Origin of the sequence: Pseudomonas sp. MD330_10, from assembly GCF_042610415.1 — a bacterium.
Taxonomy (GTDB): domain Bacteria; phylum Pseudomonadota; class Gammaproteobacteria; order Pseudomonadales; family Pseudomonadaceae; genus Aquipseudomonas; species Aquipseudomonas rhodesiae.
The window spans coordinates 279,415-295,386 of sequence record NZ_JBHGZU010000006.1 but is presented as its reverse complement, the minus strand read 5'-3'; the positions used below and the strand labels follow the sequence as shown (position 1 = coordinate 295,386).

At 60.6% G+C, this 15,972-nt stretch carries 12 protein-coding genes and 2 tRNA genes; 6 read left to right on the top strand and 8 right to left on the bottom strand.

The window, feature by feature from the left end; translation table 11 throughout:
* The first annotated feature begins 126 nt into the window (after positions 1-126).
* Both ACFZPT_RS12570 and recJ read left to right on the top strand, forming a co-directional pair.
* Entirely contained in the window at positions 127-669 is a 543-nt protein-coding gene (locus tag ACFZPT_RS12570) for a YaeQ family protein (RefSeq protein ID WP_379555286.1), read from the top strand.
* Positions 670-765: 96 nt separating this feature from the next.
* Positions 766-2,475: a single-stranded-DNA-specific exonuclease RecJ gene (gene recJ / locus ACFZPT_RS12565; RefSeq protein ID WP_034115009.1), complete on the top strand. Its 1,710-nt coding sequence runs from the start codon at positions 766-768 to the stop codon at positions 2,473-2,475.
* Between the two features lie 79 nt (positions 2,476-2,554).
* Here the strand turns inward: recJ and ACFZPT_RS12560 are convergent, their stop codons facing one another.
* The 4 genes from ACFZPT_RS12560 to ACFZPT_RS12545 form a co-directional block, all read right to left on the bottom strand.
* Complete coding sequence (locus ACFZPT_RS12560) at positions 2,555-3,835, bottom strand: virulence factor family protein (RefSeq protein ID WP_034100316.1); 1,281 nt, start codon at positions 3,833-3,835, stop codon at positions 2,555-2,557.
* A complete protein-coding gene (gene mprF / locus ACFZPT_RS12555) occupies positions 3,835-6,477 on the bottom strand; it encodes a bifunctional lysylphosphatidylglycerol flippase/synthetase MprF (protein ID WP_034100314.1) in 2,643 nt (880 codons plus the stop codon). Before mprF ends, ACFZPT_RS12560 begins: the two co-directional genes overlap by 1 nt.
* A gap of 266 nt (positions 6,478-6,743) precedes the next feature.
* Positions 6,744-6,820 (bottom strand) — tRNA-Met (locus tag ACFZPT_RS12550).
* A gap of 206 nt (positions 6,821-7,026) precedes the next feature.
* Positions 7,027-7,103 (bottom strand) — tRNA-Met (locus ACFZPT_RS12545).
* 279 nt (positions 7,104-7,382) lie between these two features.
* On the opposite strand from ACFZPT_RS12545, the gene dinB reads away from it, so the two are divergent.
* Positions 7,383-8,441 (top strand): DNA polymerase IV, encoded by a 1,059-nt coding sequence (gene dinB / locus ACFZPT_RS12540; protein ID WP_034100312.1) that lies wholly within the window; start codon positions 7,383-7,385, stop codon positions 8,439-8,441.
* Positions 8,442-8,504: 63 nt separating this feature from the next.
* Here the strand turns inward: dinB and ACFZPT_RS12535 are convergent, their stop codons facing one another.
* The 4 genes from ACFZPT_RS12535 to ACFZPT_RS12520 all read right to left on the bottom strand — a co-directional run bounded on the left by ACFZPT_RS12535 (position 8,505) and on the right by ACFZPT_RS12520 (position 13,277).
* Complete coding sequence (locus tag ACFZPT_RS12535) at positions 8,505-9,458, bottom strand: hypothetical protein (protein ID WP_034115008.1); 954 nt, start codon at positions 9,456-9,458, stop codon at positions 8,505-8,507.
* A gap of 20 nt (positions 9,459-9,478) precedes the next feature.
* Complete coding sequence (locus ACFZPT_RS12530; protein ID WP_034100308.1) at positions 9,479-11,194, bottom strand: proline--tRNA ligase; 1,716 nt, start codon at positions 11,192-11,194, stop codon at positions 9,479-9,481.
* 192 nt (positions 11,195-11,386) lie between these two features.
* Positions 11,387-12,919, bottom strand: coding sequence for an AmpG family muropeptide MFS transporter (locus ACFZPT_RS12525; protein ID WP_034115007.1), 1,533 nt, complete (start codon positions 12,917-12,919; stop codon positions 11,387-11,389).
* Positions 12,920-12,962: 43 nt separating this feature from the next.
* The gene (locus ACFZPT_RS12520) at positions 12,963-13,277 is read right to left on the bottom strand and encodes an MGMT family protein (protein WP_047882009.1); all 315 of its coding nucleotides are present in this window, start codon (positions 13,275-13,277) and stop codon (positions 12,963-12,965) included.
* A gap of 202 nt (positions 13,278-13,479) precedes the next feature.
* Between ACFZPT_RS12520 and ACFZPT_RS12515 the strand changes: the two genes are divergently transcribed.
* The 3 genes from ACFZPT_RS12515 to ACFZPT_RS12505 all read left to right on the top strand — a co-directional run bounded on the left by ACFZPT_RS12515 (position 13,480) and on the right by ACFZPT_RS12505 (position 15,856).
* Entirely contained in the window at positions 13,480-14,487 is a 1,008-nt protein-coding gene (locus ACFZPT_RS12515; protein WP_034115006.1) for a DUF481 domain-containing protein, read from the top strand.
* A 94-nt stretch (positions 14,488-14,581) separates the two neighbouring features.
* On the top strand, positions 14,582-15,313 hold the full coding sequence (locus ACFZPT_RS12510) for a HugZ family protein (protein WP_034100300.1): 732 nt from the start codon (positions 14,582-14,584) through the stop codon (positions 15,311-15,313).
* Positions 15,314-15,379: 66 nt separating this feature from the next.
* Positions 15,380-15,856, top strand: coding sequence for an FxsA family protein (locus ACFZPT_RS12505; RefSeq protein ID WP_034100298.1), 477 nt, complete (start codon positions 15,380-15,382; stop codon positions 15,854-15,856).
* Positions 15,857-15,972 lie beyond the last annotated feature (116 nt).

The window sequence follows — 15,972 nt, the reverse complement described above, 5'->3', positions numbered from 1 at the left end:
CAGGTGTGAGATGCCTTTTAACATAGGCGAGGGGCCCAGGGATAAGGGTGTTGCAGCGCAGGATTCGTTGATTGGCCTCGCCATCGGTTAGACTGGCCGCCTTTCCTTGTCTCTAGAAGCCCGTTCATGGCCCAGCCGTCCACGACCTACAAATTCGAACTCAACCTCACCGACCTCGACCGTTCGGTGTACGAGAGCGTCAAACAGACCATCGCCCGCCACCCGTCGGAGACCGAAGAGCGCATGACCGTGCGTTTGCTGGCTTATGCCCTCTGGTACAACGAACAGTTGTCGTTTGGGCGTGGTCTGTCAGATGTAGACGAACCGGCCCTGTGGGAAAAAAGCCTGGATGACCGGGTTTTACACTGGATTGAAGTCGGCCAACCCGATGTCGATCGCTTGACCTGGTGCTCGCGCCGCACCGAGCGCACCAGCCTGCTGGCCTACGGCAGCCTGCGCGTATGGGAAGGCAAAGTGGTGCCGGTCGCCGCTAATCTGAAGAACGTGCACATCGCGGCTGTGCCGCAGGAAGTCCTCGAAACCCTGGCCAAGGACATGCCCAGGGTGATCAAGTGGGATGTGATGATCAGCGAAGGCACGATGTTCGTCACCGACGACCGTGGCCAGCATGAAGTGCAGCTGCAGTGGCTGGTCGGCGAGCGTGGTTGAAACGGTCGGAAGGGGCCTGACCCTCCCACGTTGCCTGTCAGTCGATTTCAGCCTTGCCGTTTAACCGTCTTATTAAAGAGAAGTTTCCTTCACCCCATGCGTATCGATCCTCGTCCGTTGCCCGCCGTCCTGCCGTTTCTCGGTGAATTGCCGCCCCTGTTGACCCGCCTTTACGCCGCGCGCGGGGTGCAGTCCGAGGCCGAGCTGGACAAGAGCCTGGCGCGGTTGATTCCCTACCAGCAGCTCAAGGGTATCGATACCGCGGTGGACTTGCTGGTGACCGCGCTGGAGCAACGCCAGCGCATCCTGATCGTGGGCGACTTCGATGCCGATGGCGCCACGGCCAGCGCCGTCGGCACCCTGGGCCTGCGGTTGCTGGGCGCGGCCCATGTCGATTATCTGGTGCCCAACCGCTTCGAATACGGTTATGGCCTCACGCCGGAAATCGTCGCCGTGGCCCTGCAGCGCGAGCCGCAATTGCTGATCACCGTAGACAACGGTATCTCCAGCGTCGAAGGCGTGGCAGCGGCAAAAGCGGCGGGGCTGAAGGTGCTGGTGACCGACCACCACTTGCCGGGGGATGAGCTACCAGCGGCGGACGCCATCGTCAATCCGAACCAGCCTGGCTGCACGTTCCCCAGCAAAGCCCTGGCCGGTGTCGGCGTGATTTTCTACGTATTGATGGCCCTGCGCGCGCGCCTGCGCGAGTTGGGGTGGTACGCGAACACACCACAGCCCAATATCGGCGACCTGCTTGATCTGGTAGCCCTGGGCAGCGTCGCCGACGTGGTGCCCCTGGACGCCAACAATCGCATCCTCGTCCATCAGGGGCTGGAGCGTATTCGCGCCGGGCGCGCGCGACCGGGGATCAAGGCAATCCTGGAAGTGGCCAAGCGCGATGCGGCGCGAATCACCTCCACCGACCTGGGCTTTATCCTCGGGCCACGGCTCAACGCCGCCGGGCGCCTGGACGATATGAGCCTGGGTATCGAGTGCCTGCTGACTCGCGATTTCGCTGCGGCGCGTGAGATGGCCGTGCAACTGGACGGTATGAACCAAGACCGCAAATCCATCGAGCAGGGCATGCAGCGCGAGGCCCTGGCCCAGCTCAAGGACTTGCCGGTGGACTCCATGCCCTATGGCCTGTGCCTGTTCGATCCGGAGTGGCACCAGGGGGTGATCGGCATCTTGGCGTCGCGCATGAAAGAACGCTATTTCCGCCCGACCATCGCCTTTGCCGACGCCGGTGACGGCCTGCTTAAAGGCTCAGGGCGATCTGTGCCGGGTTTCCATATCCGTGACGCGCTGGCCGTAGTCGCTAGCCAGCATCCCACGCTGATCGCGAAATACGGCGGACACGCCATGGCGGCGGGGCTGACGTTGCCTGAGGAAAATTTCCCGCTGTTCGCCGAAGCTTTCGATGCCGAAGTGCGTCGGCAATTGCGTGAAGAAGACCTCACCGGGCGCCTGCTGTCCGATGGCACCTTGGCGGTGGAGGAATTCCACCTGGAACTGGCCCGTGCTCTGCGGCATGCCGGCCCTTGGGGCCAGCACTTTCCCGAGCCGTTGTTTCACGGGGTGTTCCAGTTGGTAGAGCAGCGGGTGGTGGGGGAGCGGCACCTGAAGGTGGTGCTCAAGAGTGAGTGCGGTTCGGTGAAGCTTGACGGCATCGCGTTCGGGGTGGATCGGGAAGTCTGGCCGAACCCGACGGTGCGTTGGGTGGAATTGGCCTACAAGCTGGATGTGAACGAGTTTCGTGGGAATGAAACCGTGCAGCTGATGATTGCCCACATCGAACCGCGCTAGATTTTACTAAGACCGCCAAACAAACTGTGGGAGGGGGGCAAGCCCCCCTCCCACAGTTTGTTTGGCGTACAGCCCGCAATTACTCGGACTTGACCTGGTGCTTGACGATGATATCCACCAGGCGTTTGGCAAGTGCCGGGTAGTTCTCGTCGAAGTGATGGCCGCCGGGCAACTTCAAGGCTTCGCCCACGGCAGTCTTATCGGTGCAGCCGCTCTCATCGACTTCTTCGGCACCGTAGATGCACACCACTTTATCCGCTGGCAACTTGGCCATTTCCGGCCCGGTGGCAGCTTCTTTGCCGGCGTTACCCAGCCAGCCTTCCACTTCGATTTCAAAGCTGCCGGTGCGGGCGAAGGCCAGCAGGATGATCGCATCGACCCGCTGTTGCTCGTTTTCCGGCAGGCGGTTGTAAATGGCGGGCAGGACGTCGGCGCCGAACGAGTAGCCAGTCAGCACGAAGCGTTTGGTGCCCCACTTCTGCCGGTAGTGCTGCATCAGCTCGGTGAGGTCCTTGGCGCTTTGTTCCGGGGTCTTGTGTTGCCAGTAGTAGCGCAGGGTGTCGATGCCGACCACCGGGTAACCGATCTTAGCCATCTCGCTGGCCACATCGCGGTCCAGGTCGCGCCAGCCGCCGTCACCGGATAGAAACAGCGTGACGGTGTCCTTGGCTTGCCCGGCAGGCACTTCAACCACCGGGATCGCCAGGCCGCCGTTGTCCGAACCCACCAATTGCTTGCGCAGTTCGTTGTTCAGCACTTGCGGGTAATGAATGTCGTAGTCGCTGATGCTGGTGGTGGCGCGCGGCGTATCGCGTACGAAACTGGCGCTTTCGTCGTCAGGGTTGTCGTTCCAGGCCACCAGCCAGTTGCCGTGGGCGGCGGTCTTCGGCAGCGGATCCTTGCAACCTTCCTGCACCAGGGCAAAGCCTACGGAGATGGCATTGGCCTTATCGTCGTTCTGTGTGGCCAGCCAGCGCCACGCGAGGGCTGCGCCGGGGCCGATGCCGCTGACTAGGGTCGCTGGGCCTTTGAGCTGCGCCAGAGCGCCTTGCAAGGCTTGTTCTTGTAGCTTGCAGTCGTCCTTGGGCAGCACCACCTGCACGATCTGCGCTTTACCGCCCTGGCTCAGGGCAAGCAATTGACTGTCGGCCAACACGTCGTCGGCCATCACCGCCACGATCACACGGGCTTTGGCATTGCCGTTCGGGGTGACGCGGGTCATCGCCGCGCCATCGGCCTGGGGCAACTGCTCCAGGGTGGGCTGCGGGGCAGGGCGGTTCCAGTACCAAAAGCCGCCACCCAGGATCAGGGCGAGCAGCACTACAAAGGCCAATACATACCGCCAGGAGCGTCGAATCATCAGCGTTTCACCAATCCAGTCAAGCCGCCCGCAATCAGGGCGGCGGTATCGGCCAATGCCACCAGCGGATCGAGTCCTGCGGGCACGGCCATGTAACGAGGTTCCCAGTCGGGCTGGAACTTGTCTTTGAAGCGGCGCAAACCTTGGAAGTTATACAGTTGCTCGCCGCGGCGGAACACCATCGAGCCCAAGCGCTGGGTCAGCGGAGCGCCGCGTCGCGGTTGCAGGCCCGACAGCGGCACCATGCCGAGGCTGAAGCGGGCGTAGCCGTGGGTTTTGTAGTGTTGAATCAGGCCGACCATCATAAATTCCATGGTCAATTTGGGCGCGTCCGGGTGCGCGCGCATCAGGTCCAGGCTGGCCAGGTCGTGGCTGTACGTTTCGAGCAGGTTGGCAAAGGCCACCGGGCGCCCTTCGAAGCGAATAATCGCAATGCGAAAGTGCTTAAGGTAATCGTCGCTGAAGCGCCCCAGGGAAAAGCCTTTTTCCCGCACGTTCTTACCGGTCAGCCAGGCATCGGAAATGACCTTTAGCTCGTCCATCGGCGCCGTGCCCGGTTCGCAGATCTCCAGGGACAAACCGTCCCGGGTGCCGCGGTTCCAGGTGTAGCGCAGATCCTTCATCTCTTTGCCCTTGGCTTCCAGGTCAAAGCGCTTGAGGTCGACGCGGGCTTCTTCGCCCAACTTGATCGCGGTCAGGCCGATATCCATGTAGTACGGCAGGTTCTCCGCCCGCACTTGGTAGAACACTGGGCGCGCGTGGTGGATGTCACACAGGTCGCGGAATTGCCAGATCATCTCGGCCCGTTGCTGGGTCGGGCCGATCGGGTCGTACAAAGCCACCAGGCTGCGTCCGCGTCGGGCGTACATCAGAAACGCTTCGTCGTTGGGGTGAAACAGCAGGGCTTTGTCGCCGGTCAACGCCAGGCCGCCGTCGGGTTGGGACGAAGCCATTAAAATCTTGGTGGCGCGCTCCAGCTCTTCCGGCGTCGGTAAATGGATCACCGGGCGCGCGGTGCGCAGCAGCCAGGTCAGCGACACAATCACCAGCAACACCGCTGCGCCCAGCAACGAGCGCAGGCCACGCGGCGCGTTGGCGTCGAGGGTGAACTGCCACCACAGTTGATGGCTGTAGGGGACATCTTGATAGGCAAACAGCAGCAGCCAGATTGAAGCCCCCAGCACGCAGACGCTGGCCACCAGGTATAGCGGCGAAAACGGTAGCTCGGTCAGTCGGCTGGCGCGGTAGAACGAGCGCCGGAAGATCGCCAGCAGCACCGCAGTCATGGTCATCAGGGTGGCTTCTTCCCAGTCGAAGCCTTTAAGCAGCGAGAGCAGGGCGCCCACCAGCAGCAGCACCATGGTCAGCATCCAGGCGGCCGACAAACGTCGACGCAACCCTTGAGCGAGCAGCAGGCACAGCACGCCGATCAGGCTGGCGCCGAAGTGGGACGCGTCAATCAGGCGGTGGGGAATCAGGAAGCCGATGTTTTCCAGGCGTGAATCGATTTCCGGCGTGGCGCCGGAAAACAGCAGGACCACGCCGGACAAAAAAACCAGTACGGCCAACACCGGTGCCGCCAGACCCGAGGCAACCCGCAGGCTCTGCTGGGTCTGGAACAGGCGCTGGGCCTCGTTGACCAGCAGGAACACACAGGCAATCAACAGCGGCAGTACCACATAGATCATGCGATACAGCAGCAGCGCGGCCGCCAATGGCGCGGCGCCGAGCTTATCGGCGAAGGCGGCGAGCAGGATCGCCTCGAACACCCCCACACCGCCCGGTACATGGCTGAGCACGCCCGCGGCCAGGGCCAACAGGTACACCAGCAGGAACGGCCCGAAAGGCGGCGCTTCCGGTAGCAACATATAAAGGACGGTGGCTGCGGCGGCGACGTCCAGCGCGGTGATGATCAGTTGCAGGAAGGTCAGGCGACGCCCGGGAAGCCGCAGCGTGCGGCGGCCGACTTTGACCAGCAGGTTGTCAGCAAACGGTTGTTCCGGCAGGCGACGGCGATAAATGCCGATGCACAGCACCGTCGACAGCAACAGCACGGCGCCGGCTATGCCGCCGAGCAGTATCTGCGGCAGATGCAGGTAGGTGGCGGCGGCCGGCAGGTTGCTCAAGGTCGCCAGAGCGGCCAACGGCGGCAGGGCAGTGCCCAGGGCCAGGCTGGCAAACACCGTCATGCGCGCCACCTCCGAAGCCCCGATGCCGTGGCGGGCATAGAGACGGTAACGCACCGACCCGCCCGAGAGCATCGACAGGCCAATGGCGTTGCCGATGGCGAATGCGGTGAAGCCGCCGAGGGCCAGAGTCTTGGCGGGCAGGTTCACCCCTGCGTAGCGGGCGCCGGAAAATTCATAGCCCAGCAGGATCACAAAGCCGGCGACGGCCGCGGCGAAGGCTCCCAGCAAAGCTGGCTTGGGCACTTCCAGGATGGAGTCGTGGAGAGCGTAGAGATCCAGCTCCAGCAACAGGTGTCGACAGGCGATCAGGGCGATTGCAAACAGCAACAACGTAACGGCCAGGCCGATCGGCTGTCGGTATTTGCTCAATAGATCGAGCCAACGCAAACGGGTGGGGGCGATCGGTTGGGTTGCAGTCACGGAGTCTTGTGGTTCAGACGAGTTGGCGCGCATCAATCACCTCTAGGATTGTGCGCGACAGGATGGGGGTATCCAGCCAAGTTACCAATCCCTATGGACAAAATAATTACAAATATTAACGCGTATCACCGGGGGCGGCGACTGCGACCATGGGTCGTAGAGGAGTAAGCATAGCGTGTGCTGAGATGGACTCCACAAACCCTGTACGGTTTCATGAAAGATGCCATGTCATTGTTTCAGAAGAACTTTTTCGCCAGATACAAAAAAGGCCACTCTTTCGAGTAGCCTTTCTTGATGTTTGGTTGCGGGAGCCGGATTTGAACCGACGACCTTCGGGTTATGAGCCCGACGAGCTACCAGACTGCTCCATCCCGCGTCTGTGGGCGGCATTCTACAGTCAGACGGCGAGGTGTCAACCGTTAATAACCTAATGGGTCAAATAAGTGTGAATCGATGGCCTTGCCTGCGCTTCGCACGGTAAGTCTACGGCGGGTAAAGATTTTTTTGTCTTACAATTTCCATACATGTCAAAACAGACGCACACAAAAAAGGCCACTCTTTCGAGTAGCCTTTTTTGATGTTTGGTTGCGGGAGCCGGATTTGAACCGACGACCTTCGGGTTATGAGCCCGACGAGCTACCAGACTGCTCCATCCCGCGTCTGTGTGGCGGCATTCTACAGAGGAACGCGAGTGTGTCAACCCGTAAATCCAAGAAAAGCGCTTTGGGTTCAATTGGTTAGCGTTCTGTGAGGTGCGCCGCAAACACCGCGGGCCCAGTCAGGCCGAGGCTTTCAGCTCTATCGAGGTGGTAAATTCGATTAAGAAAATAAATCCATAGAGGAGAATTCCTACCGTTCAGACGGAAGATTCAAACTACTGGTGCTATATACAGGGGTGAATGCGATACTGATCGCCCGTTGAATTGCCCCTTCTATTTATGACGCAGCGCAAAATCATCCACGTTGACTGTGATTGCTTCTACGCCGCCATCGAGATGCGCGATGACCCGAGTCTGGCGCAGAAGCCTCTGGCGGTCGGTGGTTCAGCCGAGCGTCGAGGGGTGATTGCCACCTGTAACTATGAAGCGCGGGCCTACGGGGTGCGATCGGCGATGTCGTCACGGCATGCCTTGAAGCTATGCCCGGACCTGACCATCGTCAAGCCGCGCATGGACGCTTATAAAGAGGCGTCGAAGGAAATCCAGACCATCTTTCGCGACTACACCGACCTGATCGAACCGTTGTCGCTGGATGAAGCCTATCTGGACGTTTCCGACAGCCCGCATTTTGGCGGTAGCGCCACACGCATTGCCCAGGACATCCGTCGTCGCGTCTCAAACCAATTGCACATCACCGTGTCCGCTGGCGTGGCACCGAACAAGTTCCTGGCCAAGATCGCCAGCGATTGGAAGAAGCCCAATGGCCTGTTTGTGATTACGCCGGATCAGGTCGAAGCGTTTGTCTCGCAGTTGCGCGTCAGCAAGCTCCACGGCGTGGGCAAAGTTACCGCTGACAAACTGGCGCGCTTGGGCATTGAAGACTGCCTGCAACTGCGCGAATGGAACAAGCTGGCGCTGGTGCGGGAATTCGGCAGTTTTGGCGAGCGACTCTGGAGTCTGGCCCGTGGCATCGATGATCGCTTGGTACAGAACGACAGCCGTCGGCAATCCATCAGTGTGGAAAATACCTACGATGTGGATCTGCCGGATCTCTCAAGCTGCCTGGCTAAATTGCCCGAACTGATGGAAACCCTGGCCGGGCGTATGGCACGCATCGACAGCAGTTATCGCGCGGGCAAGCCGTTCGTGAAGGTGAAGTTTCATGACTTTACCCAGACCACCTTGGAGCAGGCCGGGGCAGGGCGGGATCTGGAGAGTTATCAACAGTTGATGACCCAAGCGTTCAATCGCGGCGGCAAGCCCGTGCGTCTGCTGGGGATCGGGGTACGGTTGTTGGACCTTAGTGGCGGTAACGAACAGCTAGAGTTCGCCTGGTAGAGACCGCCAATCAAAATGTGGAAGGGGCTCCTCCCACATTTGATCTCCAGCCCTGTGAGCGTCTCAGCGTGCGCCTGGATCCGCTACGAGTCGCCCCGCATCCTTGGTTAGCGCTTGCAGGAATTCCTGCTGCAACTCCGGATCATTGCGGGTCAGTTCGATCAGGCTTTGTTCCAGCTCGCTGGCTTCTTCTTCCAGACCCAGCTCCGACAGGCGCTTGACCCGGTGTACCCACTGGCTGACTTCGTCATCTTCCAGATCGTCGTAGATCAGGCCATGGGCTTCGAGCAACTTGCCGCGCAGGGTGTTGCTGATGGCCAGGGTCGAGTCCGAGTGCACGTCGTCCTGGCCATCCTCCACGCTGATCTTCAAGGTGGTGACATGGTTAAGGTCCTGCTCGGCGAACGGGCTGTCCAACAGGTTCAGGCGCAGCACGCCGTTACGGTCGGTAGTCAGCTCGTGGGTGTGTTTGCCGGCGGTGACTTGCACGGGACGCTCGCTCCACGGCAGGCTTGAATACTCCAGGCGCTTGTCGCGCTGAACTTCATCGATACCCGCCAGGTTCTGTTGCGCGCGTCCATGGGATTGCACGTTCATGAACGGGTTGAGCCCGTCTATGCCGTAGATCAGCCAGTCGTGGGTCATGCTTGAAGGCAGGTTGCCGAGGGCGAAGATGTTCGCCACATTGGCGCCCGCGCCCGCCACCAGTGCCACCGCGCCCAGGGGCATCTCGTAGACTTTGCGCCAGGGCTGATAGGGGGTGTAGCGGTCGTAACGCCGGGTGACTTCGAACTCGGTGACCTCGAAGGTCTTCTGCTCGTGAATGCGAACCCGGCGTTGCGGCAGTTCCAGCACTTTGGGTTCGCCTACATCAATCTGCAGACTGTGATCGAGCAATTTGCGCTCGACTCGCTCCTCGTGCTCACTGCGTTGCGACATATGATTGGCGCAGCCGCTGACCAGCAGGGCGCCGCACAAGGCGGCGCCCCCCAGGGCTCTGGTGTTTCGCTTGAACATGACTTCTCTTGATCTGGTTTTCAGCGACGAATACGCGCCTGAAGGAAAGACAGCACGTCAGCCACCGGCAACGGTTGGGCTTCGGCTTCGGTCCGGCTCTTGTATTCCAGATTGCCATCGGCCAGGCCGCGGTCGCTGACCACGATCCGGTGTGGGATGCCAATCAGTTCCATGTCGGCGAACTTGATGCCAGGGCTGGTTTTCTTGTCCCGGTCATCCAGCAGCACTTCAAAACCGGCGGCCGTCAATTCGGCATACAGTTTGTCGGTGGCTTCGCGTACTTGCTCGGTTTCGTAGCGCAGCGGTACCAGCGCCACTTGGAATGGCGCCAGGGCGTCGCTCCAGATGATGCCTTTCTCGTCGTTGTTCTGCTCGATGGCAGCCGCCACTACGCGGGATACGCCAATACCGTAGCAACCCATTTCCAGGGTGATCGGCTTGCCGTTCTCGCCCAGCACTTCGCACTTCATCGCCTTGCTGTACTTGTTGCCCAGCTGGAAGATGTGCCCGACCTCGATGCCGCGCTTGATTTCCAGGGTGCCCTTGCCATCCGGGCTTGGGTCGCCGGCCACCACATTGCGCAGGTCGGCCACGGTCGGAACCGGCAGGTCACGCTCCCAGTTCACGCCGAAGTAGTGCTTGTCGTCGATGTTCGCGCCGATACCGAAGTCGCTCATCAGCTCGACCGAGCGGTCGATGATGATCGGCAGCGGCAGGTTCAGCGGGCCCAGGGAACCGGCGCCGGCGCCAATGGCGTCGCGCAGTTCGGCATCGCTGGCCATGACCAGTGGGCTGGCCACGCCTGGCTGCTGGGCTGCCTTGATTTCGTTGAGTTCGTGGTCGCCACGGATAACCAGGGCGATCAGCTTGCCTGCTTCCTCAGCGTGCACGATCAGGGTCTTGATGGTCTTTTCAATCGGCAGATTGAATTTCTCCACCAGGGCCGCGATGGTCTTGGTGTCCGGCGTGTCCACCAGGCGCAGTTCTTCGGTCGGGGCAGGGCGCGAGGTTTCCCGTGGCACGGCCTCAGCTTTCTCGATGTTCGCCGCGTAGTCGGAACCGTTGCTGAACACGATATCGTCTTCGCCGGACTCGGCCAGTACGTGGAATTCGTGGGAGCCGGCGCCGCCGATGGAACCGTTATCCGCTTCAACCGGGCGGAATTTCAGGCCCAGGCGCGTGAACACATTGCAGTAGGCCTGGTGCATGCGGTCGTAGGTGACCTGCAGGGACGCCTGGTCGGTGTGGAACGAATAGGCATCCTTCATGATGAATTCGCGGCCGCGCATCAAGCCGAAACGTGGGCGGATTTCATCACGGAATTTGGTCTGGATCTGATACAGGTTCAGCGGCAACTGTTTATAGCTGCTCAGCTCGTTGCGCATCAGGTCGGTGATAACTTCTTCATGGGTCGGGCCAGCGCAGAAGTCGCGGCCATGACGATCCTTGAAGCGCAGCAACTCAGGGCCGTACTCTTCCCAGCGCCCGGATTCCTGCCACAGTTCAGCCGGTTGGGTGCTCGGCATCAACACTTCCAGGGAGCCGGCGGCGTTCATTTCTTCACGAACGATGGCTTCGACCTTGCGCATCACCTTCAAGCCCATGGGCAGCCAGGTGTAAAGGCCGGAGGCCAGCTTGCGAATCATGCCGGCGCGCAGCATCAGCTGGTGGCTGATCACGACCGCATCGGAAGGCGTTTCTTTCTGTGTGGCGAGCAAATATTGACTGGTACGCATGGTAGGCCGTTGTCGGTTGCTTGGACTTGAAATGACTTGGGATTGTACGGGCGCGGGCTGCAGGAGTACAGGCATCAGAATGCAGAGGGGCATGTGGGATGGGGCTTGCCCCCGATAGCAGGGTGTCAGGTGCTAATGTGTTACTGAGCTACCGGGGGCAAGTCCAATCGTCGCAATGCCCCTCCCACATTGTCAGTCTTCAGCCGGCGGACTCAATCGAATCCGCCGATTTTCCTGGAACCAGTGCAACGCAATCAGCAGCAGCGTCGGCACACCCAGCATGCAGGTGATCAGGAAGAAGTTGTGGTAACCGAATTTCTCCACCATCACGCCCGAGTAGCCGCCAATCAAGCGGGGCAGCAGCAGCATGATCGAGCTGAGCAACGCATATTGGGTGGCGGAGAACTTGAGGTTGGTCAGGCTCGACAGATAGGCCACGAAGGCCGACGTGGCCATGCCCGAGCTGAAGTTATCCAGGGAGATGGTGAAAATCAGCATCTGCAGGTCCGGGCCCATATCGGCGAGCATCACGAACAGCAGGTTAGTGCCGGCCGACATGACGCCGCCGATAAACAGGATCGGCAGGATACCAAAGCGCACGATCAGCAAGCCGCCCATACCGGCGCCGAGCAGGGTCATGATCAGGCCGAAAATCTTGCTGACGCCCGCAATCTGGTCCTTGGTAAAGCCCTGGTCGATGTAGAACACGTTGGCCATCACGCCCATCACCGTGTCGGACATGCGATAGGTGGCGATCAACCCGAGCAGCAGCAGGGCCTGCCAACGGTAGCGCAGGATAAAGTCGTTGACTGGCGTCAGCACCGGCGCCAGGCCACGGCGGCCCATGGTCGACAGGCACAGGCAGGTCAGGGTGATATAGAGGATTGCGCGCAGGAAGGCGCGGTCTTCCATCAGCAAATCCCACAGGCTGACGCCCTGGAAGAGCACGCTGGCGAAATCGGTGTTGTACAGCTGAGTGAACATCGCCGGCACTGACACCAGCAGTACGATCAGCACGAACACCGAGGCCAGTTGATGCACGAAGCTGTAGCGGCCCGCCTGCAATTGGGTACGCAGCGGCACATTGGGCTCACGCATGAACAGCGTGGTCAGCAGGGCAGGGATCATCAGCACGCCGAACAGCACGTAAGTGCCGGTCCATGCCGAGTGTTTATAGTTGAAACCGGTGGAGCCGAAACCTTCGGCAAAGAACAGCGCGCCTGCGGTGGCCAGCAGCGCGGCGATCCGGTAGCCGGACATATAGCTGGCGGCCAAGGCCGCCTGGCGGCTGTCGTCGGCGATTTCCAGGCGATAGGCGTCAACCGCGATGTCCTGGGTGGCGGAGGCAAAGGCAACGATCACAGCAATGGCTATCAGCCAGGACAAATGCTTCTGCGGATCGCAGAACCCCATGCCGATCAAGCCCAGGATGACCAGCGACTGGGCGAGCACCAGCCAGGAACGGCGGCGCCCGAGCCTGCCCAGCAGCGGCAGGCGCCATTGGTCGAGCAGCGGCGACCAAACCCACTTGAAGGCGTAGGCCAGCCCGATCAGGCTGGCATAGCCGATGGTTTCGCGGGCCACACCGGCTTCGCGCAACCACACCGAAAGCGTCGAGAACACCAACATGTAAGGCATGCCGGCGGCGAAGCCGAGCAACAACAGCACTAACGTCGAGGGGCTGGCATAGGCAGCGAGCGCGGCGCGCCAGGTTTTACGGGGCATGGGCTGGAGTCTGCCTCAGATTCACGGAAACAAAGCGCGCACTCTAACCGCTGTGCTCTACCGGGCGCCAGCCATGGCGCTGAATATCAACGCGATTGTTCAGGATACTGACACCTTCGCCGCGCAAACGCGCACGTTGTTCGTCACCCGATGCGCTGCCCGCCGGCAGACTTATCCGACCGCCGGCACCCAGCACGCGATGCCAGGGCAACCGCGTGTCCTTTGGGAGCTGGCTCAAGGTCCGCCCCACCCAGCGCGCCGCCCGCCCGAGACCGGCCAAGTGCGCCAGCTCGCCGTAGCTCACCACGCAGCCCTCGGGCACTTGCGCCAAGGTCAGGTACAGCGCGGTGCGGCGCATATCGGCAGCGGTTTGTGGTGTATCGACAGGCAATTTCACTGTGGGACTATCCGTTGAATATGTCGGCGTTTTTGTAAGAAACGGCTGTAAACATGGCGGTGAGAATTGAACTCATCTGCGATCCCTGAGTCAGTCCTTGCTAAGACGTTATCTAACACGATAATGCCCTCTTTTTCGCCAAGCCCGAGCCTCGAATCCGCTTATGTTGTCCAGAACCTTGCTGTGCCTTGCTGTTTTAAGCGCTTCCACACCCTTGCTTGCGGACACCGTCTGGTTGAAGAACGGTGACCGCCTGACCGGCAAAATCAAGGTCTTCGACGGCGGCAAATTGCTGATCCAGACCGCGTATGCCGGTGCGATTCCAGTGGACTGGAAGCAAGTCAAAACCCTGGAAAGCGACCAGGAGCTGCTGGTTAAGCAGGATGCCTACAGTGGCGAGAAAGCCAAGTCCCTCCATGCGGCAGAAGACGGCAAGGTGGTGCTGGCCAATGGCGAAGCGCCCAAGACCGTTGAACTGGCAAGCATCCAACAGATCATCAAGCCTAAACCGGTGATCGAGGACCTGGTGTGGAAGGGCAATGTCGATCTGGCGCTGGACTACAAGCGCGCCGAAAAAGACACCAACGACTACGACGTCGACTTCAAGACCACAGCCCGCCATGGCCAATGGCGCCATACCGGGCAGGGCGAGTACAACCGCGAATTCCAGGATGACGTGACCACCACCGACAACTGGGCCCTGGAGTACGACCTGGACCGCTTTATTACCGAGCACTGGTTCTGGCAGGGGCGCCTGACCTACAAGCGCGACAAAGTCGAAGACCTGGCGCGTCAGCGCACCGTGGGTACTGGCCCTGGCTACCAGTTCTGGGATGACGAGTTGGGCGCTTTCTCCCTCGGCTCGCTGGTCAACCGCACCGACTATGAATATGCCGATGGCGGCAAGGACAACTTCTATTCCCTGGCCATGAAGTGGAACTACAACCGCTACCTGGTGGGCAAGACCGTTGAGTTCTTCACCAATGGCGAACTCGGCAAGCCTATCGATGCGCCGGCCGAGTACTCCCTGGATGCGGAAATGGGCCTGCGCTACAAAGTCACCGAGTGGGCATCGCTCAACCTCAAGGCCGAGCGTGACGTGATCAGCGGCGATTCGGAGAGCAGCCTGAGCAAGACCCGTTATACCGCCGGTTTCGGGGTGGCTTGGTAGTCGCGTCCCTGGCAACCGCTGCTTATATTGATTACCTTGTGTTGAGATCCATTCCCATACGTTATGGGCGGCTGAATACCCGAGGAGTCATACGTTGAGCGCACAGGTTGCCAAGAACGCCCGAGAGCTGTTGCTCAAGGAGTACCGTGGGGCTCTCTCCACATTGTCCAAAGCCATGCCTGGCTTTCCATTTGGATCGGTGGTGCCGTACTGCCTGGACGAGCAGGGCCGCCCGCTGATCCTGATCAGCCGCATCGCCCAGCACACCCATAACCTGCAAAAAGAGCCCAAATGCTCGCTGCTGGTCGGTGAGCGTGGGGCGGACGATGTGCAGGCGGTAGGGCGTCTCACCTACCTGGCCGAAGCCGAGCAATTGCATGACGATGCCGCCATCGAGGCCGCAGCCGAGCGCTATTACCGCTACTTCCCCGAATCGGCCAATTACCACAAGGCCCACGATTTCGATTTCTGGGTGCTCAAGCCGGTTCGCCACCGCTACATAGGCGGATTCGGCGCGATCCACTGGCTCGATCAAATGACCCTGGCCAACCCCTTCGCCGGCGCGGCAGAGCGCAGCATGGTCGAACACATGAACAGCGACCATGCCAAGGCGATTGCCCATTACGTCGACCTGGCCGGTTTACCCGTCAACGAGCCTGCGCAATTGGCCGGCATCGACAGTGAAGGCATGCACCTGCGGATTGGCCAGTCGCTACATTGGTTGCCATTTGCCGCGCCTTGCAACACGCCGACACAAGTGCGCGAAGCCTTGGTTTCACTGGCTCACGCCGCAGCCTGGCCGAAAAAAGCGGCGGCTGACGCTTGAATTCACGAAACGGCGACGTCATCTAAGGTGGACTGGCAAGGCATTCTTGCGTTGAGGAAACATTTGATGCGCCCTTTTTTATTGCTCTTTCTGCTGTTCCCGGTGTTGGAGCTGTTCGTCTTCGTTCAAGTCAGCGGTGCGATCGGGTTCTTCCCAGCATTGCTGTTGATTATTCTGGGCTCGATGCTCGGCGTTCTGGTGCTGCGCGTCGCGGGCCTGGCCACGGCACTGCGTGCCCGTGAAAGCCTGAATCGCGGCGAATTGCCCGCTCAGACCATGCTCGAAGGTCTGATGATGGCCCTGGCCGGTGGCCTGTTGATCCTGCCGGGTTTCATCAGCGACGTGGTGGGCCTGGTGATGCTGCTGCCGGTCACCCGCAGGCTGCTGGCCGGCAAGATGCGCCAGCGTGCCGAGGAGGCAGCTATTCGTCAGCGCGCGTTTGCCGAAGACCTGCAACCCCGTGGCGGCCCGGCTCCGCGCCAGCCCCTGGGCCGTGAAGGCGATGTGATCGAAGGCGAGTTCGAGCACCGCGACAGCAAATAACCGCTCCATTGGCACGGCACCTTCGGGTGCCGTGCTGCGTTTACCCGCTCCCGGACATAAAAAATTTCATTTGCCGCCCCTTGTAATAAGCCCAGGCGCCCTTATGTAACGGTCAC

Coding starts and splice junctions, on each gene's coding strand:
- ACFZPT_RS12515 (WP_034115006.1), top strand. CDS start 13,480: ATGTTGTCCAGAACCTTGCTGTGCCTTGCTGTTTTAAGCGCTTCCACA.
- ACFZPT_RS12525 (WP_034115007.1), bottom strand. CDS start 12,919: ATGCCCCGTAAAACCTGGCGCGCCGCGCTCGCTGCCTATGCCAGCCCC.
- ACFZPT_RS12520 (WP_047882009.1), bottom strand. CDS start 13,277: ATGCGCCGCACCGCGCTGTACCTGACCTTGGCGCAAGTGCCCGAGGGC.
- dinB (WP_034100312.1), top strand. CDS start 7,383: ATGACGCAGCGCAAAATCATCCACGTTGACTGTGATTGCTTCTACGCC.
- mprF (WP_034100314.1), bottom strand. CDS start 6,477: ATGCGCGCCAACTCGTCTGAACCACAAGACTCCGTGACTGCAACCCAA.
- recJ (WP_034115009.1), top strand. CDS start 766: ATGCGTATCGATCCTCGTCCGTTGCCCGCCGTCCTGCCGTTTCTCGGT.
- ACFZPT_RS12505 (WP_034100298.1), top strand. CDS start 15,380: ATGCGCCCTTTTTTATTGCTCTTTCTGCTGTTCCCGGTGTTGGAGCTG.
- ACFZPT_RS12535 (WP_034115008.1), bottom strand. CDS start 9,458: ATGTTCAAGCGAAACACCAGAGCCCTGGGGGGCGCCGCCTTGTGCGGC.
- ACFZPT_RS12570 (WP_379555286.1), top strand. CDS start 127: ATGGCCCAGCCGTCCACGACCTACAAATTCGAACTCAACCTCACCGAC.
- ACFZPT_RS12530 (WP_034100308.1), bottom strand. CDS start 11,194: ATGCGTACCAGTCAATATTTGCTCGCCACACAGAAAGAAACGCCTTCC.
- ACFZPT_RS12560 (WP_034100316.1), bottom strand. CDS start 3,835: ATGATTCGACGCTCCTGGCGGTATGTATTGGCCTTTGTAGTGCTGCTC.